This is a genomic window from Streptomyces rubiginosohelvolus (assembly GCF_014649875.1).
GTDB classification, from domain to species: Bacteria; Actinomycetota; Actinomycetes; order Streptomycetales; family Streptomycetaceae; genus Streptomyces; species Streptomyces rubiginosohelvolus.
Genome location: NZ_BMTW01000001.1, coordinates 379,685 through 404,156, shown reverse-complemented (window position 1 = coordinate 404,156; position 24,472 = coordinate 379,685). Strand labels below are relative to the sequence as shown.

General features: G+C 71.3%; 21 protein-coding genes. 9 read left to right on the top strand and 12 right to left on the bottom strand.

Annotation, left to right across the window (positions count from 1 at the left end):
* Positions 1-3: 3 nt before the first annotated feature.
* A complete protein-coding gene (locus tag IE134_RS01770) occupies positions 4-489 on the bottom strand; it encodes a DUF6234 family protein (RefSeq protein WP_189429436.1) in 486 nt (161 codons plus the stop codon).
* Between the two features lie 278 nt (positions 490-767).
* On the opposite strand from IE134_RS01770, the gene groES reads away from it, so the two are divergent.
* A complete protein-coding gene (gene groES, locus IE134_RS01765; protein WP_003966899.1) occupies positions 768-1,076 on the top strand; it encodes a co-chaperone GroES in 309 nt (102 codons plus the stop codon).
* A gap of 97 nt (positions 1,077-1,173) precedes the next feature.
* Complete coding sequence (gene groL, locus IE134_RS01760; protein ID WP_030709094.1) at positions 1,174-2,799, top strand: chaperonin GroEL; 1,626 nt, start codon at positions 1,174-1,176, stop codon at positions 2,797-2,799.
* A 66-nt stretch (positions 2,800-2,865) separates the two neighbouring features.
* On the opposite strand, the gene IE134_RS01755 is transcribed toward groL, so the two are convergent.
* The 8 genes from IE134_RS01755 to IE134_RS01720 all read right to left on the bottom strand — a co-directional run bounded on the left by IE134_RS01755 (position 2,866) and on the right by IE134_RS01720 (position 11,748).
* The gene (locus tag IE134_RS01755) at positions 2,866-3,882 is read right to left on the bottom strand and encodes a hydroxyacid dehydrogenase (protein ID WP_189429434.1); all 1,017 of its coding nucleotides are present in this window, start codon (positions 3,880-3,882) and stop codon (positions 2,866-2,868) included.
* Complete coding sequence (locus IE134_RS01750) at positions 3,879-4,724, bottom strand: carbohydrate ABC transporter permease (protein ID WP_030709090.1); 846 nt, start codon at positions 4,722-4,724, stop codon at positions 3,879-3,881. The genes IE134_RS01755 and IE134_RS01750 overlap by 4 nt, the downstream gene beginning before the upstream one ends.
* On the bottom strand, positions 4,721-5,665 hold the full coding sequence (locus tag IE134_RS01745) for a carbohydrate ABC transporter permease (RefSeq protein WP_098016943.1): 945 nt from the start codon (positions 5,663-5,665) through the stop codon (positions 4,721-4,723). Before IE134_RS01745 ends, IE134_RS01750 begins: the two co-directional genes overlap by 4 nt.
* A complete protein-coding gene (locus IE134_RS01740) occupies positions 5,662-6,990 on the bottom strand; it encodes an ABC transporter substrate-binding protein (protein ID WP_098016944.1) in 1,329 nt (442 codons plus the stop codon). Before IE134_RS01740 ends, IE134_RS01745 begins: the two co-directional genes overlap by 4 nt.
* A 132-nt stretch (positions 6,991-7,122) precedes the next feature.
* The gene (locus IE134_RS01735; RefSeq protein WP_030709087.1) at positions 7,123-8,247 is read right to left on the bottom strand and encodes a substrate-binding domain-containing protein; all 1,125 of its coding nucleotides are present in this window, start codon (positions 8,245-8,247) and stop codon (positions 7,123-7,125) included.
* Between the two features lie 184 nt (positions 8,248-8,431).
* Entirely contained in the window at positions 8,432-9,205 is a 774-nt protein-coding gene (locus tag IE134_RS01730) for an SDR family NAD(P)-dependent oxidoreductase (protein WP_030709085.1), read from the bottom strand.
* A gap of 114 nt (positions 9,206-9,319) precedes the next feature.
* Complete coding sequence (locus IE134_RS01725) at positions 9,320-10,912, bottom strand: outer membrane protein assembly factor BamB family protein (protein WP_189429432.1); 1,593 nt, start codon at positions 10,910-10,912, stop codon at positions 9,320-9,322.
* A gap of 167 nt (positions 10,913-11,079) precedes the next feature.
* Positions 11,080-11,748: an MOSC domain-containing protein gene (locus IE134_RS01720; protein WP_030709082.1), complete on the bottom strand. Its 669-nt coding sequence runs from the start codon at positions 11,746-11,748 to the stop codon at positions 11,080-11,082.
* A gap of 80 nt (positions 11,749-11,828) precedes the next feature.
* Between IE134_RS01720 and IE134_RS01715 the strand changes: the two genes are divergently transcribed.
* Positions 11,829-12,719, top strand: coding sequence for a LysR family transcriptional regulator (locus IE134_RS01715; protein ID WP_030709080.1), 891 nt, complete (start codon positions 11,829-11,831; stop codon positions 12,717-12,719).
* Between the two features lie 134 nt (positions 12,720-12,853).
* Here IE134_RS01715 and IE134_RS01710 read toward each other — a convergent pair whose 3' ends face one another.
* A complete protein-coding gene (locus IE134_RS01710; RefSeq protein ID WP_030709078.1) occupies positions 12,854-13,195 on the bottom strand; it encodes a WhiB family transcriptional regulator in 342 nt (113 codons plus the stop codon).
* 453 nt (positions 13,196-13,648) lie between these two features.
* Here IE134_RS01710 and IE134_RS01705 point away from each other — a divergent pair, with 453 nt between their 5' ends.
* The 4 genes from IE134_RS01705 to IE134_RS01690 all read left to right on the top strand — a co-directional run bounded on the left by IE134_RS01705 (position 13,649) and on the right by IE134_RS01690 (position 17,985).
* On the top strand, positions 13,649-14,260 hold the full coding sequence (locus IE134_RS01705) for a response regulator transcription factor (RefSeq protein ID WP_003948568.1): 612 nt from the start codon (positions 13,649-13,651) through the stop codon (positions 14,258-14,260).
* A gap of 279 nt (positions 14,261-14,539) precedes the next feature.
* Positions 14,540-15,115: a sigma-70 family RNA polymerase sigma factor gene (locus IE134_RS01700; protein WP_006126954.1), complete on the top strand. Its 576-nt coding sequence runs from the start codon at positions 14,540-14,542 to the stop codon at positions 15,113-15,115.
* A 138-nt stretch (positions 15,116-15,253) separates the two neighbouring features.
* Positions 15,254-16,756, top strand: coding sequence for an IMP dehydrogenase (gene guaB, locus IE134_RS01695; RefSeq protein WP_030709076.1), 1,503 nt, complete (start codon positions 15,254-15,256; stop codon positions 16,754-16,756).
* Positions 16,757-16,860: 104 nt separating this feature from the next.
* Positions 16,861-17,985, top strand: coding sequence for a GuaB3 family IMP dehydrogenase-related protein (locus IE134_RS01690; protein WP_010058709.1), 1,125 nt, complete (start codon positions 16,861-16,863; stop codon positions 17,983-17,985).
* 66 nt (positions 17,986-18,051) lie between these two features.
* On the opposite strand, the gene IE134_RS01685 is transcribed toward IE134_RS01690, so the two are convergent.
* Together IE134_RS01685 and IE134_RS01680 are read right to left on the bottom strand one after the other, a co-directional pair.
* A complete protein-coding gene (locus tag IE134_RS01685; protein WP_225055539.1) occupies positions 18,052-18,681 on the bottom strand; it encodes a hypothetical protein in 630 nt (209 codons plus the stop codon).
* Positions 18,682-18,825: 144 nt separating this feature from the next.
* Positions 18,826-20,088: a nucleotide sugar dehydrogenase gene (locus tag IE134_RS01680; protein ID WP_030709072.1), complete on the bottom strand. Its 1,263-nt coding sequence runs from the start codon at positions 20,086-20,088 to the stop codon at positions 18,826-18,828.
* A 242-nt stretch (positions 20,089-20,330) separates the two neighbouring features.
* Between IE134_RS01680 and IE134_RS01675 the strand changes: the two genes are divergently transcribed.
* Complete coding sequence (locus IE134_RS01675) at positions 20,331-22,037, top strand: glycerol-3-phosphate dehydrogenase/oxidase (RefSeq protein WP_030709070.1); 1,707 nt, start codon at positions 20,331-20,333, stop codon at positions 22,035-22,037.
* 248 nt (positions 22,038-22,285) lie between these two features.
* Complete coding sequence (locus IE134_RS01670; RefSeq protein WP_189429430.1) at positions 22,286-24,424, top strand: serine/threonine-protein kinase; 2,139 nt, start codon at positions 22,286-22,288, stop codon at positions 24,422-24,424.
* The last annotated feature ends 48 nt before the right edge of the window (positions 24,425-24,472 follow it).

Sequence of the window (24,472 nt, the reverse complement as noted above, 5' to 3'; positions counted from 1 at the left end):
CGCTCAGCCCCCGCTGCGCGCGCACTCGTCACTGTCGCCCCCGCTGAGGCAGGGCGGGGAGTTCCAGGTGGGGGCCGGGTCCGGGGGTTCCTGACCGCCGCCCTCGACCAGGAAGGACAGGACGCCTACGCCCAGGGTCAATGCGACCACCACCTGCATCCCGCCGGACCAGTACCAGCCGCCGCGCAGCAGCCCCAGGGCGACGCAGGCGACCAGGAGGGCGAGGGCGGCGGCCACGACGACCGGCGTCCAGTCCGTGCCCGGGTCCGCGGGCGGAGGTGCGGACACCTTCCCCTCGGTCGCCTCACGCGACCGCGTCAGGCCCCGCACCGCCAGCCACAGCACCAGCAGTGCCCCGCCCGCCGCCTCCGCGACCACCAGCAGCACGCCCATCAGCGGGTCCGCGCAGCCGCCGGGGCTCGACGACGGCTGCCGCGATACGGCTCTCTCGTCCGGTCGTCCCGGCAGGCGGCTCCCCGAGTGCGTCATCTCCGTACCGTCCTACGGAACGTGAAGCTCCGCCCCCGCGTTGTCCGGACGGTGATCCGACGGAGCCCCGATCGAGACGGCGCGCGGGTGGTGAATTGGCACTCCGCTTGACCGAGTGCTAATCACGGTCATAGTCTCGGGTCTGGCACTCCCCCCTGGAGAGTGCCAGCACCACTCTGCGCGACAGGGCAGGTCCGGCACCCGCGACGACGGATCGGTCCGATCGCCACCCACAGACTGTTAAACCCCGTGAGATCTCCGAAGGGGGAGACCGGATCGTGTCGACCACCAGCTCCAAGGTTGCGATCAAGCCGCTCGAGGACCGCATTGTGGTCCAGCCGCTCGACGCCGAGCAGACCACGGCTTCCGGCCTGGTCATTCCGGACACCGCGAAGGAGAAGCCCCAGGAGGGCGTCGTCCTCGCCGTGGGCCCGGGCCGCTTCGAGAACGGCGAGCGGCTTCCGCTCGACGTCAAGACCGGCGACGTCGTCCTGTACAGCAAGTACGGCGGCACCGAGGTGAAGTACAACGGCGAGGAGTACCTCGTCCTCTCGGCCCGCGACGTCCTCGCGATCGTCGAGAAGTAATTCACCCACGTTTGCTTGTGTTCTGCGCCCCTGGCCCCCTGCGTAACAACTAGCCGGGCGGCGAGGGGCGCAGTTCATTTTGAGAGGGATACAGCCCATGGCGAAGATTCTGAAGTTCGACGAGGACGCCCGTCGCGCCCTTGAGCGCGGCGTCAACAAGCTTGCCGACACGGTCAAGGTGACGATCGGCCCCAAGGGCCGCAACGTCGTCATCGACAAGAAGTTCGGCGCTCCCACCATCACCAACGACGGTGTCACCATCGCGCGCGAGGTCGAGCTCGACGACCCGTACGAGAACCTGGGTGCCCAGCTCGTCAAGGAGGTGGCGACCAAGACCAACGACGTAGCGGGTGACGGCACCACCACCGCGACCGTCCTGGCCCAGGCGCTCGTCCGCGAGGGTCTGCGCAACGTCGCCGCCGGCGCCTCCCCGGCCGCCCTGAAGAAGGGCATCGACGCCGCCGTCAAGGCCGTCTCCGAGGAGCTCCTCGCGACCGCCCGCCCGATCGACGACAAGGCCGACATCGCCGCCGTCGCCGCGCTCTCCGCGCAGGACCCGCAGGTCGGCGAGCTCATCGCGGACGCGATGGACAAGGTCGGCAAGGACGGTGTCATCACCGTCGAGGAGTCCAACACCTTCGGTCTGGACCTGGAGTTCACCGAGGGCATGGCCTTCGACAAGGGCTACCTGTCCCCGTACATGGTGACCGACCAGGAGCGTATGGAGGCCGTCCTCGACGACCCGTACATCCTGATCCACCAGGGCAAGATCGGCTCCATCCAGGAGCTGCTCCCGCTCCTGGAGAAGGTCATCCAGTCCGGTGGCTCCAAGCCGCTCCTGATCATCGCCGAGGACGTCGAGGGCGAGGCGCTCTCCACCCTCGTCGTCAACAAGATCCGCGGCACGTTCAACGCCGTCGCGGTGAAGGCCCCGGGCTTCGGCGACCGCCGCAAGGCCATGCTCGGCGACATCGCCACCCTCACCGGTGCGACCGTCATCGCCGAGGAGGTCGGCCTCAAGCTCGACCAGGCCGGTCTGGACGTGCTGGGCACCGCCCGCCGCGTCACCGTCTCCAAGGACGACACGACCATCGTCGACGGCGGTGGCAACACCGAGGACGTCAAGGGCCGCGTCAACCAGATCAAGGCCGAGATCGAGTCCACGGACTCCGACTGGGACCGCGAGAAGCTCCAGGAGCGCCTCGCGAAGCTGGCCGGCGGCGTGTGTGTCATCCGTGTCGGCGCCGCCACCGAGGTGGAGCTGAAGGAGAAGAAGCACCGCCTCGAGGACGCCATCTCCGCCACCCGCGCCGCGGTCGAGGAGGGCATCGTCTCCGGCGGTGGCTCCTCCCTCGTCCACGCCGTGAAGGTCCTGGAGGGCAACCTCGGCAAGACCGGCGACGAGGCCACCGGTGTCGCGGTCGTCCGCCGCGCCGCCGTCGAGCCGCTGCGCTGGATCGCCGAGAACGCCGGCCTGGAGGGTTACGTCATCACCTCCAAGGTCGCCGACCTCGACAAGGGCCAGGGCTTCAACGCCGCCACCGGCGAGTACGGCGACCTGGTCAAGGCCGGCGTCATCGACCCGGTCAAGGTCACCCGCTCCGCCCTGGAGAACGCCGCGTCCATCGCGTCGCTGCTGCTCACGACCGAGACCCTGGTCGTCGAGAAGCCGGCCGAGGAAGAGGCCGACGCCGGTCACGGCGGCCACGGCCACTCCCACTAGTACCTGCCGGTACGCCATCGAGGCCCGGTGCCCCCGTCGCGGGGGCACCGGGCCTCGGTGCGTTCTTCAGGCCATGCGCGTCAGGTCGTCCGGGGTGACCGGGTCGGCGAACGGCAACCCCTGTGCGTAACGCGCGATCTCCTCCAGCGCGAAGTCCGCCAGGCGGTGGATCTCGTCGCCCAGTGAACCCGCCACATGCGGGGTCAGCAGCACGTTCGGCAGGTCGTACAGCGGCGATCCGGCGGACGGGACCTCCGGCTCCGTCACGTCCAGCACCGCGTTCAGCCGCCCCGACACCAGCTCCGGCAGCAGCGCGTCGCCGTCGATCAGCGACCCCCGCGAGGTGTTGATCAGCGTCGCGCCGTCCGCCATCGCCGCGAGCTGGGCTGCGCCGATCAGATGCCGGGTCGCGGGCAGTTCCGGCGCGTGGACGGAGACGACCCGGCTGCGGACGCACAGCTCATCGAGCCCCACCTTCTCCGCGCCCAGCCGCGCCGCCGCCCCCGCGTCCACGTACGGGTCGAAGAGCAGCACGTCCAGATCGAACGGGCGCAGCAGCTCGATCACCCGGCGGCCGATCCGCGAGGCGCCCACGATGCCCACGCACCGCCGGTAGTTGCCGTGCCCCGTCAGCTCGGCGCGCCAGTCGTGCGGGACGCGCAGCTCCCGGTAACGGCGGGCGGCGGGCAGCACGTTCTTCCCCGCGAACAGGATCGCGGCCAGCGTGTACTCCGCGACCGGCAGCGCGTTCGCCCCGGCCGCCGAGGTGACCTGGAGGCCGCGCTCCCAACAGGCCGGGGTGATGTGGTGCTTGACGCTCCCGGCCGCGTGCACCACGGCCCGCAGCCGGGGCGCGGCGGCGAGGACGTCGGCGGTGAGCGGGGGCGCGCCCCAGCAGGTGATGAGCAGCTCGGCCCCGGCGAGCGCCCGGGCCACCTCGGGCGTCGGGCCGGTCAGCCGGTGGGCGACCAGGGCGGGGTCGGTGTCGACGAGCGCGGTGAGGCGTGCCCGTTGTACGGGGGTGAAGAGGCGGTCCGCGATGCCGGGGCCCATGGCGAGGAGGGCGGTGGGGGTGGGTGTCATTTGACGCTTCCTGCGGTGAGGCCGGCCTTCCAGTGCCGCTGGAGGGTGACGAAGGCGATGATCAGCGGGGTGACGGCGAGGAGGGAGCCGGTGACGACCATCGGGTAGAAGGACGGGTCGGCGTTGGCGTTGCTGTGCCAGTTGTACAGACCGAGGCTGAGCGGATAGAGGTCCTTGTCCGAGAGCATGACCAGGGGCAGGAAGAAGTTGTTCCAGATCGCGGTGAACTGGAACAGGAACACCGTCACGAACCCCGGCATGACCATCCGCAGCCCGACCGACCAGAAGGTCCGCAGCTCACCGGCCCCGTCGATCCGGGCGGCCTCCAGGACCTCGTCGGGGATGTAGCCCGCGCTGAAGATCCGGGAGAGGTACACGCCGAACGGGTTGACCAGCGCCGGGATCAGCACCGCCCAGTAGGTGTTGACGGTGCCGGTCTCGACCGCCAGCAGGTACAGCGGCAGGGAGAGGGCGGTGGAGGGCAGCAGGACGCCCAGCAGCACCAGGGCGAACAGCTTCTCCTTGCCCCGGAAGCGGTACTTGTCGAAGGCGTACCCGGCGGCGACGCTGACCAGCGAGCAGCCGAGCGCCCCGGCCCCCGCGTACAGCAGCGAGTTGCCGTACCAGCGGAAGTAGATGCCGTCCTGGTAGGCCGTCAGCTCGGAGAGGTTGTGCGCGAGGTCGAAGCCCTGGAGGGAGAAGACGTCGCCGCCCAGCAGGTTGCCCGCGTCCTTGGTGGCCGCCGAGACCAGCCAGATCAGCGGGAAGAGCGTGTAGACGGCGGCGATCAGCAGGACGACGTTGACCGCGGACTTCGAGAGCCATCGGTTGCCGGAGATCACGGGCGGGCCTCCTTCCGGCGGTTGGTGAAGCGTGTGACGACGAACGAGAGCGCGGCGGCGGCCAGGGCGATCAGGACGGACGCGGCGGCGGCGAGACCGTAGTCGTTGCGTTCGAAGGCGGCGCTGTAGGCGTACATGTTGGGGGTCCAGGTGCTGGTCACCGCCGAGCCCGAGCCACGGCTGAGGATCAGGGGTTCGGTGAACAGCTGGAGCGACCCGATGACCGTGAAGAGCAGCACCATCACCAGGGACGAGCGGATCAGGGGGAGCTTGACGGAGAACGCGATCCGCCAGTTCCCCGCCCCGTCGACGGTCGCCGCCTCCAGCAGCGAGCGGTCCACGGCCTGGAGGGCGGCGTAGAAGATCACCACGTTGTAGCCGAGCCACTGCCACAGCGCGATGTTCACGATGGAGGGCAGGGTGCCCTCGGACGAGAAGAAGTCGAAGCCGATACCACCGGCCTCCATGGCGGCGACGACCGGGCTGAGCTGCGGTGTGTAGAGGTAGATCCAGATCAGTGCGGCGATCAGACCCGGGATGGCGTGCGGCAGGAACAGGGCCAGCTGGAAGAAGCGGCGGGCCCGGGCCAGCGCGGTGTCCAGCAGCAGCGCCAGCACGATCGCGCCGCCGATCATCAGCGGGAGGTAGAGCGCACAGTAGCCGAGCAGCACCCAGAAGCCGTCGCGGAACGCCTGGTCGCCCAGGGCCGTCGCGTAGTTGCCGAGCCCGTCGAAGACCGTACGGGGGCCGTCGAAGCCGAGACCGGACTGCTTCTCGGTGAAGAGGCTCAGCCAGAGCGCGTAGCCGACCGGGACGATCATCGCCACGGTGAACAGGACGAAGAAGGGGGTGAGGAGGGTGCCCGCCGCCAGCCGGGTGCGGGTGCGGGAGCTGAGGGCCGTGGAGCGGCGCGGGGCGCGGCCTCTGCCGAGGGTGCTCATGACCGCTCCTCCACCTTCAGGCCCCGCTTCCGCAGGTCGGCGACGGTGGCCTCGTGGGCCTTCCTGAGCGCGCGCGGCAGCGTCGAGCCGCCGCCGACGACCTCGCCCAGCTCGTCGCCCAGCGCGGCGTTGGTCGCGCCGGGGCTCGGGCCCCACACCCACTGGGGTCCGATGGACCGGCCCGCCTCCTCGAACAGCCCGTACAGGTCCTGGCCGCCGTAGAAGCCCGTGTCGAACGCCCGCTTCGCGATCGGCACCATGGCGGGCGACGCGGGCAGGGCGCTCGACGTGCTCGCCCCGATCCGGGCCTTGATCGCGTCCTCGTGCGTGGCCATCCACAGCGCGAACTCGACGGCGGCCGCGGTCCTGGTGCTGCCCTTGCTGACGGCGAACGTGGAGCCGCCGAGCATCCCGCTGGCCGGCCGGTCCGCCTCCTGGCTCGGCAGCCGCACCGCCGCCCACTTGCCCTTCTGCTCGGGCACGATGCCCGCGAGGACGCCCGCGCCCCAGGACGCGCCGAGATAGCCGACGGTGGTGCCCTGCTTGAGGGAGCCGGTCCACTCGGGGCTGAACGAGGAGGCGGTGGAGACGAGCCGGTCGTCGATCAGGCCCTGCCAGTAGGCGGCCGTACGCTCCGAGGCAGGGTCCGTGGTGTCGATCCACCACGCGTCCGTCCCGGCCCGGAACCACTGCGCGCCCGCCTGCCACGCCATGGCCTGGAAGAACGTCGGGTCATCGGGGAAGAACGTGGCGATCCGGGTCCTGGGGGCGGCCTTCCGCACCCGCTCCGCCGCGTCCCGGAACTCGCCCCAGGTGGCGGGCGGTTCGATGGAGTGCTCGGCGAAGAAGTCCTTGCGGTAGTAGAAGACCTGGGGCGCGGCGTCGAAGGGGACGGCCCAGTTCCGGCCGCCGAGCGTCGTCATCTCGATCGTCTGCGGCAGGAACTTCTTCTTGATGTCCTCGGTCAGATAGGGGCTGATGTCCTGGAGCGACCCCTGGCTGACGAACGCGGACAGCTGCGGATACTCGATGGAGAGCAGATCGGGGGCGATGCCCGCCTTCACCGCGTTGGCGATCTTGGGGTAGCCGCCGAGACCGCCCGAGGGTATCTCCTCGAACGTCACCTGGATCGTGTCGTGGGTCGCGTTGAACGCGTCCACGACCTCCTGGGACCCCTTCGTCCATGCCCAGAAGGACACGGTCACCGGGTCGTCGGCGGTACCTCGGGCGCGGGAGTCGTCGGCGCCGCCGCACGCCGTGACGACGGCGAGAGCGGTGGCGGCGCCGACCAGCGCTTGGACGGAACGGGACCAACTGCGGCTCACGGCATGGCTCCTGTACGAGCGGGGCGGCCGGGGTTCCGGCCGGTGCCGCGATATTTCGATTCCTCCTGAGCGAAGTCAAGAGCGAAAGATTGAATGATCGAATAATGATCGATTCAGGGAGGGGGGAAGGGGTCAGACCGTCGCAAAGCGTTCGGCGTCGTCCGCCCCCGGCCGCCCGCAGGACTCCCGCACACGCAACGTCGGCAGCAGCGCCACATGCCGCCGGGGCGGCCGCCCGTCCCCGCCCGGATACCGGGGCCCCGACAGCCGCTCCACCAGCAGCTCCGCCGCACCGCGCCCCACGTCCCGCTTGGGCGGGGCCACCGCGCTCAGCGGGGTGTCGGCGAGCGCCGCCACCTCGTCGTCGTACGTGATCAGCGCCAGGTCCTCCGGGACCCGCACGCCCAGCTCCGCCAGCCGGCGCACCAGCCGGATGGCGTCCTCGTCGTTGTGAACGAGCACCGAACTCGCCCGCCCCTCGCGCACCGCGTCACGCACCGCCAGCGCCGACCGTTCGAAGAGGGCCGGATCGCGGTCGGCGGAGAGCGTCGCGACCAGCGGCTCCGTCCCGGCCAGCCCCAGCACGTCCAGCGCCCGCGTGAACCCGGCGCGCACCGCCTGCGCCGTCGGGCTGTCCGAGCGGGCCACTAGCATCGGCGTCCCGTGGCCCAGCCGCACCAGATGCCGTACGGCGAGGAGCACCCCGTGCGCGTGGTCGGAGACCACCCGGTCCAGGCCCTCCAGCGGACCGCCCGGCACCCCCTCGCGCTCCACCAACACCTTCTCGCCGGGCAGCCGCGCTATCCACTCGCCGTACCGCTCGGGGTGGTCCGGCGCCGTCCAGCTCGGCGCCAGCAGCAGCCCCTGCGCCCCGGCCGCCAGCAGCCCGGCCGCGTGCGCCGCGTCGTCCTCGGGGCGGTAGTCGGTGACCCGCAGGATCAGCCGCGCGCCGAGCCGGGCGGCCGCCTCGTGGGCACCCCGGATCACCTCGGCGAAGTAGTAGGCGGCGGCCGGGGCCAGCATCCCGATCACGGGGCCGCCGCCCACCGGCGTACCGGCCGGGCCCCGTTCGGCGGGCCAGGACACCGAACCGTGCGCCCGCTCCAGCAGCCCCCGGGAGGCCAGCGCCTCGACGTCGCGCCGGGCGGTGACGGTGGCGACGCCGAGCCGGTCCGCCAGGTCGGAGACCCGTACGGTGCCCCGCTCGCGCACCAGGTTCAGCAACCGGTCATGACGTTCAGCAGCACCTTCGCGCATGGAGGCAGCCCCCTGGAGCAGAAATGATCGAACCCTGAGCAACGGGCGATCATTCGATCACAGGGCGGCCGGACGCGGGAGGGGTCGGGACCCGCCCGTACGGCGTACCGGGGCGGCCGGACGCGGGAGGGCCGAGCACCTCCCGTACGGCTCCCGGTACCGCGCACCGAGGCGGACAGGCCGCCTACTGCGGACCGTACTTGCGTCCCGTCCGCGAGGTGACCCCGCCGAGCAGCCCCCGGGGCGCGACCTTGACCAACCCCATCAGCGCCTTGTAGCGCGGGTCCGGGATCGACACCGTCTTCCCCCGGGTCAGATCCGTCAGCGCGGACGCCACCAGCTTGTCCGCGTCGAGCCACATCCAGTTCGGGATGTTGTCCGTACCCATCCCGGCCCGCTCGTGGAACTCCGTGCGCACGAACCCGGGGCACAGCGCCATCAGCCGCACCCCCGACCCGGCCAGGTCCCGCGCCGCACCCTGGGTGAACTGCACGACCCAGGACTTCGACGCCCCGTACGTACCGCGCGGCACGAACGCCGCGACGGACGCCACGTTGACGACTCCGCCCCGGCCGCGCTCCTTCATCCCGGGGACGGCCGCCGAGGTCAGCCGCAGGACCGCCTCGCAGTGCACCTTCAGCATCGTCAGCTCATCGGCCATGGACACCTCCAGGAATCGCCCCTTGTTGCCGAACCCGGCGTTGTTGACCAGCAGGTCGATCGGGTGCCTGCGGTCCGCGAGCCGCTTCTCGACCGCCTCGATACCGCCGTCCGTGGACAGATCGGCGCTCAGCACCTCGGCCTCGATGCCGTGCCGGTCGTGCAGTTCCGTGGCCTGTTCGCGCAGCCGCGCGGTGTCCCGCGCCACCAGCACCAGATTGTGCCCCTGGGCCGCGAGCCGCCGCGCGAAGGCGGCCCCGATACCCGCCGTCGCGCCTGTGATCAGTGCAGTCGTCATACGCGGCACGTTAGTGCCCCGCATGGTCCGGGACCTCACCCGCCCGCTGCCCCTTCTCCACCACCACGAACCGGCCCATCATCCCGTCGTCCTCGTGGGACAGCAGATGACGGGTCAGGGCGAGGCGGCGAAGGACAGCATGCGGGCCTCGCGGACGGGCTTGTGGTTCTCGTCCCCGCTCACGCTCGTCGGAGTCAGGACGAGCCGTCCGTCGACGTAGGCCGTGTGCCCCGAGAACATCTCGTACTCCCACGGGGCGGTCGCCGCCGGGTGCTTCACGACCTCGGTCTCCGTGCCGGCGCCGCGCGGGCCCATGAGGAAGGTCCGGCCCGGGGTGCTCGGGCCGGCGGCCTCGTAGATGCGCATCGATGTGCCGGCCTCCGCGCGCAGGGCATAGAGCGTCCGGAGCCGGTTGTCCTTGATCCCCCACAGGAACTTCCCGGTCTTCACGTCGTACGCGCCGGCCCGGTCCTGGCCGCCCAGCATGATGAGGCCCTGGTCGACCGAGGCGCCCCGGCAGGGCTGGATGTCCCCGCCGGCCCCGGTTCCGGCGCACTGCTCGAACCCCTTGTCCCGGGCGTCGAAGGTGACGCGGTGCTTGCCCTTGGGGTCCAGGACCGTGATCCGCCAGTCGGACACGATGTCCTTGTCGTTGTAGATGGTGAAGACGACCGGGTCCATGGAGATCAGACCGCCGAATATCCAGCCGGTCTTCATCCGGTAACGCCACAGCACCTTGCCGGTGCGCGGGTCGAGTTCGCGCACCTGGCCGTAGTTCTTGCCCCGCTCGACGGCGACCATGCACTCGGAGCTCACCAGGAGCCGGGAGGCGCCGCCCGCCACATCGTCGGGGACGCACTTCCCCTTGTTCTCCCGGGGGATCTCGTACAGCTTGCTCCCGTCGCTCATCCGGTAGGTGATGGCCACCATGCCCCGGGCGACGGAGAGGACGTCGCCGCTGATGGCGCTGTAGACGATGAACGTGCTGTCGTCACCGGGCTCGTCGAGCTTCTTGTGCCAGCCCTGCTTCCCGGTCTTCAGATCGATCATCTGCATCTGGTTGCACAGATTGTTCCGCTCGTTGTCGGGCCTCTCGTTGCGGAAGACCACGACCTTGCCGTCGGGTGTCGGGTTGGCCGGTGTCTCGCACACGGCGGAGGGGAGCGTCACGCTCCAGACCTCGGCGCCGTCCGAGAGCCGGTAGGCCGTGACCTTCCGGTACAGCGCCTGGACGGCGGTGTCGCCGACGATCCACAGGTCATGGACCTTGTTGCTCTGCTTGGGTATATCGGTCGTGTCGTCGGCGATCCACGCCGACGCCTCGCCCGGCTTCCGCGCGGCCGCGACCTCTTTCGTCGTCGGAATGTGACTCAGCTTCGGGGCGCCGGCCGCGGGCGTACCGGACGGGGACGCCGAACCGGAAGGGCCGGGCGACTTCTTCGCCACGGGCTTCGTGGGCTCGTCCCGTCCCCAGTCGGTGAGGCCGTACACCCCGCCCGCCACGATGACGAGCACCAGCGCGACGACCGCGGCGACGACCGGCCCCCGGCCGAAGCGGCGGCGCGGGGCCGGAGGCGGGGGCGTCGGCGGCCCGAACCCGGGTGTCCCGAAGCCCTGTTGCGCGCCGCCCCCGGAGGCGTACGGGTTACCGGGAACGGGCTGCTGCGGCGGGCCCGGGGTGTACCAGGGCTGCTGCGGATCGGGCATGGTCTTCCCCTCAAGACGTGCCAGTCGGCGCGAAGCCCGATTCCCGGGCGCAGGTCACTGGTGGTGGACGCGTCGCCGGACGATCCAGTTCCCGCTGATGGCCCCCGATCCGGGGGTGGGTGACGCCGTGTCACCCATCGCCCCTCCGAAGGCGTCCCGCCCGGTCCTCAGCCCTGCTGTGCCGCGTACTCCCGGGCCTTGCGCAGCGCCTCGGAGTGCAGCGCCTCCCCGGCGGCCAGCAGCGAGGGCAGCAGGGTGCGTTCGGTCGTCGACGCCCGGAACTGCAGGGCGGCGGTGATCTCGTGGTCCGGCCGGTGCACGATCTCGACGGGGTCCCCGGCGCGGACCGCGCCCGGTTCGATCACCCGCAGATACGCGCCGGTCACGCCCCGCTGGGTGAAGCGCCTGACCCACCCCTTCTCCTGGACGTGCTCGGCGAAGGTCCGGCACGGGATCCGCCCCGAGGTCACCTCCAGCACCAGGTCCGCCCCCACCCGCCAGCGCTCGCCGATCAGCGCACCGCTGACGTCGAGACCCAGGGTCGTGAAGTTCTCGCCGAACACCCCGTTGGCCAGCTTCCGGCCGCCCAGCTCCCGCTCCCAGTCGTCCAGATCCTCGCGGGCGAAGGCGTACACCGCCTGGTCGCTGCCGCCGTGGTGGCGCAGATCGCCCACCGCGTCCCCGGAAAGACCGCTGCCGCCGACGCCCTTGGGGCCCGGGTCGCGCACCTCCACGAGGCCCTCCACCGGGCGCTTGTCGATCCCGGAGAGGCCGTTGGGGCCGTCCGTCCGGGCGTTGGGGCGGAGGCGGCCGATGTTCACGGTGAGCAGCTTCATGCAGGTACGCTAACCGCCTCTGACCCAAAGAAGCACATCATTAATTCGCCTCCCCTCCAAGAATTTCTTATGATGGAGGGGTGATCGAAGCTCGCCACCTCCGTGTCCTGCGCGCCGTGTCCACCACCGGCTCGTTCTCCGCCGCCGCCCGCGAACTGGGCTGCACCCAGCCCGCCGTCAGCCAGCAGATGAAGGCCCTGGAGGCCTCCGCCGGCACCACGCTGCTGATCCGCACCGGACGCGAGATGCGCCTCACCCAGGCCGGCGAGGCGCTGGTGCGGCACGCCTCCGGCATCCTCGCGGGGCTGACCGCCGCCGAGGAGGAGGTCGCCGCCATCGCCGGACTGCGGGCCGGCCGGGTCCGGCTGGTCTCCTTCCCCAGCGGCAGCTCCACCCTGGTCCCGGGGGCGCTGGCCGCCCTGCGCGCCGACCACCCCGGCACCCGCGTCTCGCTCGTCGAGGCCGAGCCGCCGCGCTCGGTGGACCTGCTGCGCGAGGGCGACTGCGACATCGCGCTGGCGTTCCGTTACGGGGCGACCGGCGGCGAATGGGACGACCTGGTGGTCCGGCCGCTGCTCACCGACCGGCTGATCGGCCTCCTCCCGGAGGGGCACCGGCTGGCGGAGGCGCCGAGCGTGTCCATCGGCGAGCTGGCCGACGAGTCCTGGATCGCGGGCTGCCCGCGCTGCCGCCGCCAGCTGGTCGAGGTCTGCGAGGAGGCCGGCTTCGCCCCGCGCATCGACTTCGCCACCGACGACTACCCGGCGGTGATGGGCCTCGTCGGAGCCGGGCTCGGTGTGGCGGTGCTGCCGGAGCTGGCCGTCGAGTCGGTACGCCCCAAGGGGGCCAGGGCCGTGCCGGTCGAGCCCGCGATCGAGCGGGAGATCGTCGCGCTGACCCTGCCGGATCTGGCCCGGGTCCCGGCGGTGGCGGCCACCCTGGACCAGCTGGCGCGGACCGCCGCCCGCTGAGACCGCGCGGGGCGCGACGCGCACGTCCTGCGGGGCGCGCGACGCGCACGAGCACGCCCGTCGCGGCCGGTCGCGGGCCGGATGGCTGAAGGTGTCGAAGAAACGTTTCTGCGCCGCGTTGGGGCGTACGGGTGTCAGGTGGTGCCGGAGCCCGGTCCCGCGGCGGGGACCCCGGGGGGCGCCGCGCTGATCAGCCGGGTTCTGGCCCGGCCCATCAGCTCCTCGCGCTCGTCCTCCGTCAGGCCGCCCCACACGCCGTAGGGCTCCCGAACGGCCAGGGCGTGCGCCGCGCACTCGGCCCGTACCGGGCAGCGCATGCACACCTCCTTCGCGGAGGTCTCGCGGGCGCTCCGCGCCGCGCCGCGCTCACCCTCCGGGTGGAAGAACAGGGAACTGTCCACGCCTCGGCAGGCGGCGAGCAGCTGCCAGTCCCACAGGTCTGCGTTGGGTCCGGGAAGGCGGGAGAAATCTGCCATTGCTTGTCCCCTCGGAGCTGTGCTGCGTCGGAAGCGGCATCCTCGACCGTCTGTGATCGACGGCCTGCTGTGTTCGGACCGTCTCTGATCGGTGTGACCGAAGTCTCGACCGTACATCTACGGTGCTAGTAGATGTAAATATGACTGATTGCGAATCTAGACACAGACACCCTCGAAAGGGAAGAAAAGCTGCCAAATAGGGCATGCCAGAGAGTGAAGATTCGGTTGACGGGTGAATCAACCGCGCCGTTCTCCTCCGTATTCGGGCGTTCACGTAGAGTGCCGAACCCGGTCGCGCGACCCGTAACTCTTTCGAGTGACCGTCGTTAAGGGAACGGATGCGGTTGACGGATATCCGGCTCGGGCACATGTCCGAGGGGGTCAACCGCACAGGTGACGACTTGTATCAGCCTGGAGGCTCAAGGTGACGCGCATCAGCTGCGGAGGACGGTCATGACATCCGTCCTCGTCTGCGACGACTCCCCGCTTGCCCGAGAAGCGCTCCGTCGCGCGGTGGCCACCGTGCCCGGCGTCGAGCGCGTGACGACCGCGGCCAACGGCGAGGAAGTCCTCCGCCGCTGGGGTGCCGATCGTTCGGATCTGATTCTGATGGACGTACGCATGCCCGGTCTGGGAGGTGTGGAGACCGTCCGTCGACTGCTCTCCGCCGACCCCGGCGCCCGGATCATCATGCTGACCGTCGCCGAGGACCTGGACGGTGTCGCGCTCGCGGTCGCCGCCGGGGCCCGCGGCTATCTGCACAAGGACGCCTCGCGCGCCGAGCTGCGGGCCACCGTCACCCAGGCGCTGGCCGACCCGACGTGGCGGCTCGCCCCGCGCCGGCTGCGGTCCGCCGAGATGGGGGCGGCCCCCACGCTCACCGCGCGGGAGATCCAGGTGCTCGAAGGCATGAGCCACGGCCGCTCCAACGCGGAGATCGGCCGGGAGCTGTTCCTCTCCGAGGACACGGTCAAGACCCACGCCCGCCGCCTGTTCAAGAAGCTCGGGGCCTCGGACCGCGCCCACGCGGTGGCCCTCGGATTCCGCTGGGGCCTGGTCCGCTGAGGACGCGGCCCGGACCGCGCCCCGTCCGCGAACCGGCGGACGGGGGACGGAGCGGGCCACCGGCTCCACACCCCGTAACCGGGCGCCCGCCCAGCGGTGCCATGTGACGCTTCCCGGCCGATGACGCATCCTTGAGTCGTGGAGTTCCTCAGGAACGATTCGGTCGAGCGGAAGGGGAGGGCGCAGGACATGACATCCGGCGCACCCGCTCATAACGCTTCGGTGCACAACTCCGGAGGCGGTGCAGCGGACCGAGTGGCATCAGGGCACCATGGTCCGATGCGCGATGACGAAACCACGGTGATCGGTGCCCTGGTGCATCGCGCCGTCGACGGAGACGCGCAGGCCACCCATGATCTGCTGGCCCACGTCCACCCCCTCGCCCTGCGCTACTGCCGCTCCCGGCTGAACCGTCTCCCCGGTGATGCTCGCCACTTCGTGGAGGACCTCGCGCAGGAGGTCTGCGTCGCGGTGCTGATGGCGCTGCCGCGCTACAAGGACACCGGCAGGCCCTTCGAAGCCTTCGTCTTCGCCATCGCCGGACACAAGGTCGCCGACCTCCAGCGCGCCGCGATGCGTCACCCGGGGTCGACCGCCGTCCCCTCCGACGAGATGCCGGAGCGCCCCGACGACTCCCTCGGCCCGGAGGAGCGCGCCCTGCTCAGCAGCGACGCCGCCTGGGCGAAGAAGCTCCTCGCCAACCTCCCGGAGAGCCAGCGCGAGCTGCTGGTCCTGCGGGTCGCGGTGGGGCTGACCGCCGAGGAGACCGGACGGATGCTCGGGATGTCACCGGGTGCGGTCCGGGTCGCCCAGCACCGCGCGCTCAGCAGGCTCCGGGCCCTCGCCGAGCAGTAACGGCACGGCGGGGCCCGCCGCCGACCGCTTCGTGCGAAGCTCCAGAACTGCCCAGTGATCTTGATCGTGGAATGAGACACCTCCCGGGGCCGTTAGCATGGACATCCGCACCGATCAAGGCCATTTGGGGAAGGTGTCATGACTGCAAACGTCGACGGAGTGCCCGAGAAATTCGCGACGCTCGGGTTGACCTACGACGACGTGCTGCTGTTGCCCGGCGCGTCCGAAGTCCTGCCCAACGCGGTCGACACCTCGACCCTCATCTCGCGCAACGTACGGGTGAACATCCCCCTGCTGTCGGCCGCCATGGACAAGGTGACCGAGGCGCGCATGGCCATCGCCATGGCCCGTCAGGGCGGCGTCGGCGTGCTGCACCGCAACCTCTCCATCGAGGACCAGGTGAACCAGGTCGACCTGGTCAAGCGGTCCGAGTCCGGCATGGTCACCGACCCGATCACCGTGCACCCCGACGCCACGCTCGGCGAGGCGGACGCGCTCTGCGCGAAGTTCCGCATCAGCGGTGTGCCGGTCACCGACGGCGCGGGCAAGCTGCTCGGCATCGTCACCAACCGCGACATGGCCTTCGAGTCGGACCGTACGCGCCAGGTGCGCGAGGTCATGACGCCGATGCCGCTCGTCACCGGCAAGGTCGGCATCTCCGGCGTCGAGGCCATGGAGCTGCTGCGCCGCCACAAGATCGAGAAGCTGCCGCTGGTCGACGAGGCGGGTCTCCTCAAGGGCCTCATCACGGTCAAGGACTTCAAGAAGGCCGAGCAGTACCCGAACGCCGCCAAGGACGCCGAGGGCCGCCTGCTGGTCGGCGCGGCCGTCGGCGCCAGCCCCGAGGCGCTGGAGCGCGCGCAGGCCCTCGCCTCCGCCGGAGCCGACTTCCTCATCGTCGACACCTCGCACGGCCACAACAGCAACGCCCTCGCCTGGATGGCGAAGATCAAGTCGAGCGTCGGCGTCGACGTCATCGGCGGCAACGTCGCCACCCGCGACGGCGCCCAGGCCCTGATCGACGCCGGTGTCGACGGCGTCAAGGTCGGCGTCGGACCCGGCTCGATCTGTACGACCCGTGTGGTCGCCGGTATCGGCGTCCCGCAGGTCACCGCGATCTACGAGGCGGCGCTCGCCGCCCGTGCCGCGGGTGTCCCGGTGATCGGCGACGGCGGCCTCCAGTACAGCGGCGACATCGGCAAGGCGCTCGCCGCGGGCGCGGACAGCGTGATGCTGGGCAGCCTGCTCGCGGGCTGCGAGGAGTCGCCGGGCGAGCTGATGTTCATCAACGGCAAGCAGTTCAAGTCGTACCGCGGCATGGGCTCGCTGGGCGCGATGCAGTCCCGCGGCCAGGGCCGGTCCTACTCCAAGGACCGCTACTTCCAGGCCGAGGTCTCCTCGGACGACAAGCTCGTCCCCGAGGGCATCGAGGGCCAGGTGCCCTACCGCGGCCCGCTGGCCAACGTCCTCCACCAGCTCGTCGGCGGCCTCCGCCAGACCATGGGCTACGTCGGCGCCGCGTCCGTCGACCAGATGGAGAGCAAGGGCCGCTTCGTCCGGATCACCTCGGCGGGCCTCAAGGAGAGCCACCCGCACGACATCCAGATGACGGTGGAAGCGCCGAACTACAGCAGGAAGTAACGCATCACCGCAGGTGAGGGGCGGACCGGAGTTCCCGGTACCGCCCCTCAGGCACGTGTCGGGGATACTGGTCAGCGCAGACGTAGAGGGAAAGGCCACACATCGTGACTGAGATCGAGATCGGGCGCGGCAAGCGCGGCCGCCGGGCTTACGCATTCGACGACATCGCTGTCGTTCCGAGCCGCCGCACCCGGGACCCGAAGGAGGTCTCGATCGCCTGGCAGATCGACGCCTACCGCTTCGAGCTGCCGTTCCTGGCCGCTCCTATGGACTCCGTGGTCTCCCCGCAGACCGCCATCCGCATCGGCGAGATGGGCGGCCTGGGCGTCCTCAACCTGGAAGGGCTCTGGACCCGGCACGCCGACCCGCAGCCGCTGCTCGACGAGATCGCCGAGATGCCGGTCGAGTCCGCGACCCGCAGGCTCCAGGAGATCTACTCCGCGCCGATCCAGGAAGAGCTGATCGGGCAGCGCATCAAGGAGGTGCGCGACTCCGGTGTCGTCACCGCCGCCGCGCTCTCCCCGCAGCGCACCGCCCAGTTCTCCAAGGCGGTCGTCGACGCGGGCGTCGACATCTTCGTCATCCGCGGTACGACGGTCTCCGCCGAGCACGTCTCCGGCGCCGCCGAGCCGCTCAACCTGAAGCAGTTCATCTACGAGCTGGACGTCCCGGTCATCGTCGGCGGCTGCGCCACGTACACCGCCGCCCTGCACCTGATGCGGACCGGCGCGGCCGGTGTCCTCGTCGGCTTCGGCGGCGGCGCCGCGCACACCACGCGCAACGTCTTCGGCATCCAGGTCCCGATGGCCACCGCCGTCGCGGACGTCGCCGGCGCCCGCCGCGACTACATGGACGAGTCCGGCGGCCGGTACGTGCACGTCATCGCCGACGGCGGTGTCGGCTGGTCCGGCGACCTGCCGAAGGCCATCGCCTGCGGTGCGGACGCCGTGATGATGGGCTCCCCGCTGGCCCGCGCCACCGACGCCCCGGGCCGTGGCCGCCACTGGGGCATGGAGGCCGTCCACGAGGACGTGCCGCGCGGCAAGCTGGTCGACCTCGGCTCGGTCGGGACGACGGAGGAGGTCCTCACCGGCCCCTCGCACACCCCGGACGGTTCGATGAACATCTTCGGCGCCCTGCGCCGAGCGATGGCCACCACCGGCTACAGCGACCTCAAGGAGTTCCAGCGCGTCGAGGTGACGGTGGCGGACTCGCAGCACCGCCGCTGACACCCCCGTACCGGAAGGGCCCGGACCGCTCAGCGGTCCGGGCCCTTCCGTATGTCCCGCTGGGTGTCAGCCGGCCTTCTTCGCACCACCGACGGCGGCGACCGCGCCGAGACCGAGGAAGAGGTACGTCATGAAGTCGGCCTCTTCCGACCATGCCTTGGTCACCGTGTCGAAGTGGTCGCCGACGACCTCGGAGAACGGGATCTGCGCCAGGTCGGCGAGGATCATCGAGATGCCGATGAGCTGGCCGACGTAGACGGCGCCGATCGAGAAGACGGCCGAGGCGGCGATGACCGCCGGGTTGGAGCCGCCGACCTTGCTCGCCGCGAAGCCGACCAGGAAGCCGACGCCGACCGCCGCGTAGCCGACCTCGCGCTCGATGGAGCCCGCGATCACGCCGTAGAGGATGCCCGCGACGATCGCCGCGCCGAGCGCGACGGCCACGCCGAGCAGGACGTTGTTCCGTGCCGGGGGAGCCGGGGTGAACGGCGCGCCGCCGCCGAACGGGGCGCCCTGGCCCGGCTGCTGGCCCGCGAACGGGTTGCCGGTCGGGGCCGGGGGCTGCTGGCCGTACGGGTTGCCGGTGGGAGCGGCGGGGGCGCCCTGGCCCGGCCCGCCCGCGTACGGGTTGCCGTCGACGGGCTGACCGCCGAAGGGCTGCTGGGGCTGGTTCGGCGGCTGCACGGGCTGACTCACGGTGGGACTCCCCCTGGGGCGGCTGCGCACTGCTGCGCGGAATACGCACGTGTGTGCGCTCTGTGACGCCGCAGAGTAGCAGCACCCCTTGCTTTCGGTCACTGACTATCTTTCGACGGTCCGTCACCTGGTGAGCGTCCGCGTTCAGAGCCGGTGTGCGGCCCCCGCCGGAGTGGCCCCCCGGGTGTCCAGGAGCAGTTGGGCCTTGACCGCGAGGCCCTGGAGGTCGTAGGTGCGGTGCTGCTGGAGCAGTACGGTCAGGTCGGCGGCGGCCGCCGCCTCGTACAGCGAGTCGGCGCGTGGGACGGGGCGTTCGCGGACCCGCCAGTCCAGGACGTGCGGGTCGTGGTAGCCGATCTGGGCGCCCATGTCCATCAGCCGGGTGGCGATCTCCCGGGCGGGCGCGGCCTCCTGGTCCGCGGTGTCCGGTTTGTAGGTGACGCCGAGCAGCAGGACGCGGGCGCCCCGGACGGACTTGCCGTGCTCGTTCAGGAGGGTGGCGCAGCGCTGGATGACGTAGCTCGGCATCCGGTCGTTGATCTCCTGTGCCAGCGAGACCATCCGCAGCGGGTGTCCCGAGGCGCGGCCGCCGTGGGGCGGGCAGCCCGGGTCGACCGGGACGCCGTGCCCGCCGACGCCGGGGCCCGGGCGGAAGGGCTGGAAGCCGAACGGCTTGGTCTCGGCGCATCTGATGACGTCCCAGAAGTCGACGCCGAGATCGTGGCAGAGCACCGCCATCTCGTTGACCAGCGCGATGTTGACGTGCCGGAAGTTGGTCTCCAGGACCTTCGTCATCTCCGCCTCGCGCGGTCCGCGGGCCCGTACGACCTTGTCGGTGAGCCGTCCGTAGAAGGCGGCTGCCGACTCGGTGCAGGCGGGGGTGAGGCCGCCGATGACCTTCGGTGTGTTGCCCAGGGTGCGGGTGCGGTTGCCGGGGTCGAGCCGGCCGGGGGAGCAGGCGAGGTGGAAGTCCCGTCCGGCGACGAGCCCGGAGCCCTCTTCGAGCAGGGGGCGCAGGAAGGTCTCGGTGGTGCCCGGCGGCACGGCGGACTCCAGCAGCACGGTGGTGTGCGGGCGCAGCCGGGAGGCCAGGGCGCGGGCGGCGTCGCCGAGCGCGGTCAGGTCGACGGTGCGGTCGGGGCCGAGCGGGGTGGGGGAGCAGATCACGGCGGTACGGACCCGGCCCAGCTCGGCGGCGTCGGTGGTGGGCCGGAAGCCGCCCGAGAGCATACGGCGGACCTCGGAGGCGGTGAGAGCGCCCTCGACGGGGCTCCGGCCGGCTCTCAGCTCCGCGTACGGGCGGGGATCGGGGTCGTAGCCGACGGTGTCGATTCCGGCGGTGACGGCGGCCTGGGCGAGCGGCAGGCCGAGGTGACCGAGTCCGATGACGGCGAGGTCTGCGGGCATACAGGAAGACCCCCTAAGTGCGGAGAGCGAAGATCGCAACTGCTGTGGACAGCGCAATGTCAGACTAGGCGTAAATATGACCTATATGTAGCATTGTGCCGCTCCGGTCACCGGGGTGTTGTCCACAGGCGGTGGCTGAACTCGGGGAGCGCGGACAGAATCGAGAGGTGGACACGGGCGGCCGGCCCCTCGGCCGGGTGGCACTCCCGTGTCCGACCACCCCGATCCACCGGGAGGCAGCAGTGAGGACAGCGACACTGGGACCCGCCGAGCGCACCCTCGCGCTCGCCGCCATGGCCGAGCGCGAACTGGACGTGCTGGTCGTGGGGGCGGGCGTGGTCGGTGCGGGCACGGCGCTGGACGCCGCCACCAGAGGCCTGACGACCGGCCTGGTCGAGGCGCGCGACTGGGCGTCCGGCACATCGAGCAGGTCGAGCAAGCTGATCCACGGCGGCCTGCGCTATCTGGAGATGCTGGACTTCGCCCTGGTCCGGGAGGCGCTCAAGGAGCGCGGGCTGCTCCTGGAGCGGCTCGCCCCGCATCTGGTGAAGCCCGTGCCCTTCCTCTACCCCTTGCAGCACAAGGGGTGGGAGCGCCTCTACGCCGGCTCCGGCGTCGCGCTGTACGACGCGATGTCGGTCTCCTCCGGCCACGGACGCGGCCTCCCCGTCCACCGCCACCTCTCCCGCAAGCACGCCCTGCGGGTCGCCCCCGCGCTGAAGAAGGACGCCCTGGTCGGCGCCCTCCAGTACTACGACGCCCAGATGGACGACGCCCGCTTCGTCACCGAGCTGGTGCGCACCGCCGCGTCCTACGGCGCCCACGTGGCCAACCAGGCCCGGGTCGTCGGCTTCCTCCGCGAGGGCGAGCGGGTCGTCGGCGCGCTCGTCAAGGACGTCGAGAGCGGCACGGAGTACGAGATCCGGGCCAAGCAGGTGGTCAACGCCACCGGTGTGTGGACCGACGACACCCAGGGGCTCATCGGCGAGCGCGGACAGTTCCACGTCCGGGCCTCCAAGGGCATTCACCTGGTCGTCCCCAAGGACCGCATCCACTCCTCCACCGGCCTCATCCTGCGCACGGAGAAGTCCGTCCTCTTCGTCATCCCCTGGGGCCGGCACTGGATCATCGGGACCACGGACACCGACTGGGACCTGGACAAGGCCCACCCGGCCGCCTCCAGCGCCGATATCGACTATCTCCTCCAGCACGTCAACTCCGTCCTGAACACCCCGCTGACCAGGGACGACGTCCAGGGCGTCTACGCCGGGCTGCGCCCGCTGCTGGCCGGCGAGTCGGACGCCACCAGCAAGCTGTCGCGCGAGCACACGGTGGCCCACCCCGCCCCCGGCCTGGTCGTCGTGGCGGGCGGCAAGTACACGACGTACCGGGTCATGGCCAAGGACGCGGTGGACGAGGCGGTGCACGGGCTCGACCAGCGGGTCGCGGCCTGCGTCACCGAGGACACCCCGCTGCTGGGGGCCGAGGGGTACAAGGCCCTGTGGAACGCGCGCGCCCGGATCGCGGCCCGGACCGGACTCCATGTCGCCCGGGTGGAGCATCTGCTCAACCGGTACGGCTCAATGACCGAGGAAATTCTGGAACTGATCCTCGCCGACCCCACCCTGGGCGAACCGCTGCCCGCCGCCGACGACTATCTGCGCGCCGAGATCGTCTACGCGGCCTCCCACGAGGGCGCCCGCCATCTGGACGACGTGCTGACCCGGCGCACCCGGATCTCCATCGAGACCTTCGACCGGGGCACCCGCAGCGCCCGGCTCTGCGCGGAGCTGATCGCGCCGGTGCTGGGCTGGGACCAGGGCCGGATCGACCGGGAGGTCGAGCACTACGAGAAGCGGGTGGAGGCCGAGCGGGAGTCCCAGCGGCAGCCCGACGACCTCACGGCCGACGCGGCCCGGCTCGGCGCACCGGACATCGTGTCCACCTGAGGAAGGTCCCGCGGAGCCCCGGACGGCGGCCACCGCCTGTTGCCTCCGGGGCAGTTGGGGCCCGTCAGCCTCGTGGGGCGGGGAGGCGGGCCGGACCGGCCTGGACGGGGAGGCCCGGTTGGTAGGAGGCTGTGGGAGATTCCCTCCGTGGGCCGCGGTGCGGCGGACCCGGACCCGGCACCAGGACCGGTCCCGGGGTGAGGGACAATGAACGCTCTGCCAGGGCGGGTTGATCGCAGAGGGGACGCATGTCGGAGGCGGAGCAGGCACGGGAGCCCCAACGGGACAAGAACGGTCGTCTCCTCGCGGGGCGCTACCGGCTCGGTGAGGTGCTCGGCCGGGGCGGCATGGGTACGGTCTGGCGCGCCGACGACGAGACGCTCGGCCGCACGGTCGCCGTGAAGGAACTGCGGTTCCCCTCGGCGATCGACGAGGACGAGAAGCGCCGGCTGATCACGCGCACCCTGCGCGAGGCCAAGGCGATCGCACGGATCCGCAACAACAGCGCGGTGACCGTCTACGACGTGGTCGACGAGGACGACCGCCCGTGGATCGTCATGGAGCTGATCGAGGGCAAGTCGCTCGCCGAGGCGATCCGCGAGGACGGCACGCTGACGCCGAAGCGGGCCGCCGAGGTCGGGCTCGCCATCCTCGACGTCCTGCGCTCGGCGCACCGCGAGGGCATCCTGCACCGAGATGTGAAGCCGTCCAACGTGCTGATCGCCGAGGACGGGCGCGTCGTGCTCACCGACTTCGGCATCGCCCAGGTCGAGGGCGACCCCTCGGTCACCTCCACCGGGATGCTCGTCGGCGCCCCTTCGTACATCTCGCCGGAGCGGGCCCGCGGCCACAAGCCCGGTCCGCCCGCCGACCTGTGGTCGCTCGGCGGACTGCTGTACGCGAGCGTCGAGGGCTGCCCGCCGTACGACAAGGGCTCGGCCATCGCCACGCTCACGGCCGTGATGACCGAACCGCTCGACCCGCCGAAGAACGCCGGTCCGCTCACCGAGGTCATCTACGGGCTGCTCGCCCGCGACCCCGAACAGCGTCTCGACGACGCCGGGGCACGGGCGTTGCTCAACGACGTCATCAACGCCCCCGACGTCCCCGCGCCCGCCCCCGCGGACTCCACCCAGATCATGGCGCTGCCGCCGACGCCCGCCGCCGACCCCCTCGTCAAGCGGACACCCAAGCAGCCCAAGGCCCCGAAGCCGCCGAAGCAGTCCACCGGAACGGGCGAGTCCGGCGAAGGCGCCCGCGACCGGCTGCGCGGAGCCCTGCGGTCCGTGCGCAACGCCAAGACCCCGGCGGTGGCCGCCGGGGCCGCCGCGGGCGCGGCAGCGTCGACAGGCTCTCCCGCCGCCGCGGCCACCGGCTCGCCCGTCGCCCCGCCCAAGCCCCCGTCCCCGCCCGGGACTCCCGCCCCGGCCACGAAGGCCGGAGCGGCGGCCGGATCCGCCTCCACCGGAGCGCAGGGAGCCGTCACCGCACCCGCCGCCCCGAAGTCCGCGGTGACGGCGAACGCTTCCGTGCCCGGACAGCGCCCGCCGTCCTCGGCCGCCTCCACGCGTGCCTCGATCACCGACGTGGTGCCCCGCCGCACCCTCGCGGTCATCGCTGCCGTCGTCGCGCTGGCCATCCTCGGCACGGTCCTCGCGCTCGCCCTCGGCGGCGACGACGGGGACAAGAGCGGCAAGGGCGACACCGCCGCGTCGGCCGGGGCCGCGACCGGTGGCGCCGACGACAAGGGCGATGACACGGGCGGCGGTTCGTCCGGCGGTAAGGGCGATGGCCAGAAGGAGGGCCAGGGAACGGACGACGGCCGGGCCTCCGAGGACCCGTCCGGCGAGGGCTCCGACGCCCCGAAGACCGACGACCCCAAGGGTGACGAGGGCGACGGCGGCGACAAGCCGGCGGGCGACTCCCTGCCCGCCGGGTACAAGGAGGTCTCCGACACCCGGTTCCACTTCACCATGGGGATGCCCGAGGGCTTCCGGCGCACCGCCATCGCGGGCACCAACTCCGGAGGCATCTACAACGCCGGGCAGGGCAGCTTCCCCCGGGTCCAGGTCGACTTCAACAGCTCGCCCAAGGACGACGCCGCGGCGGCCTGGCGCGGGGCCGTCGCCAGCGCCAAGGTCCTCAGCGACGGCTACCAGCACGGCAGCATAAAGAAGGTCGAGTACAACGGATATCCGACCGTCGCCGACTGGACGTTCGAGCGCAGCCACAACGGCGTCCGGGTCAAGGTGCTCAACCGCGGCTTCAAGGTGGACGCCAAGCGTGGCTACTCCATCATGATCAGCTGCAAGGCGGACGAGTGGGACGGCGCCGAGTGCCGGACGCTGCGCGAGACGGCGTTCGCCACCTTCACGCCCACGAAGTGACCGCCGGGCGCGCCCGATCCGGGCCGGTGTGAAACGTTTGTGCGGGCC

Coding starts and splice junctions, on each gene's coding strand:
- IE134_RS01710 (WP_030709078.1), bottom strand. CDS start 13,195: ATGGCAGATTTCTCCCGCCTTCCCGGACCCAACGCAGACCTGTGGGAC.
- IE134_RS01770 (WP_189429436.1), bottom strand. CDS start 489: ATGACGCACTCGGGGAGCCGCCTGCCGGGACGACCGGACGAGAGAGCC.
- groL (WP_030709094.1), top strand. CDS start 1,174: ATGGCGAAGATTCTGAAGTTCGACGAGGACGCCCGTCGCGCCCTTGAG.
- IE134_RS01725 (WP_189429432.1), bottom strand. CDS start 10,912: ATGCCCGATCCGCAGCAGCCCTGGTACACCCCGGGCCCGCCGCAGCAG.
- IE134_RS01730 (WP_030709085.1), bottom strand. CDS start 9,205: ATGACGACTGCACTGATCACAGGCGCGACGGCGGGTATCGGGGCCGCC.
- IE134_RS01745 (WP_098016943.1), bottom strand. CDS start 5,665: ATGAGCACCCTCGGCAGAGGCCGCGCCCCGCGCCGCTCCACGGCCCTC.
- guaB (WP_030709076.1), top strand. CDS start 15,254: ATGACTGCAAACGTCGACGGAGTGCCCGAGAAATTCGCGACGCTCGGG.
- IE134_RS01705 (WP_003948568.1), top strand. CDS start 13,649: ATGACATCCGTCCTCGTCTGCGACGACTCCCCGCTTGCCCGAGAAGCG.
- IE134_RS01700 (WP_006126954.1), top strand. CDS start 14,540: ATGCGCGATGACGAAACCACGGTGATCGGTGCCCTGGTGCATCGCGCC.
- IE134_RS01735 (WP_030709087.1), bottom strand. CDS start 8,247: ATGCGCGAAGGTGCTGCTGAACGTCATGACCGGTTGCTGAACCTGGTG.
- IE134_RS01755 (WP_189429434.1), bottom strand. CDS start 3,882: ATGACACCCACCCCCACCGCCCTCCTCGCCATGGGCCCCGGCATCGCG.
- IE134_RS01670 (WP_189429430.1), top strand. CDS start 22,286: ATGTCGGAGGCGGAGCAGGCACGGGAGCCCCAACGGGACAAGAACGGT.
- IE134_RS01720 (WP_030709082.1), bottom strand. CDS start 11,748: ATGAAGCTGCTCACCGTGAACATCGGCCGCCTCCGCCCCAACGCCCGG.
- IE134_RS01680 (WP_030709072.1), bottom strand. CDS start 20,088: ATGCCCGCAGACCTCGCCGTCATCGGACTCGGTCACCTCGGCCTGCCG.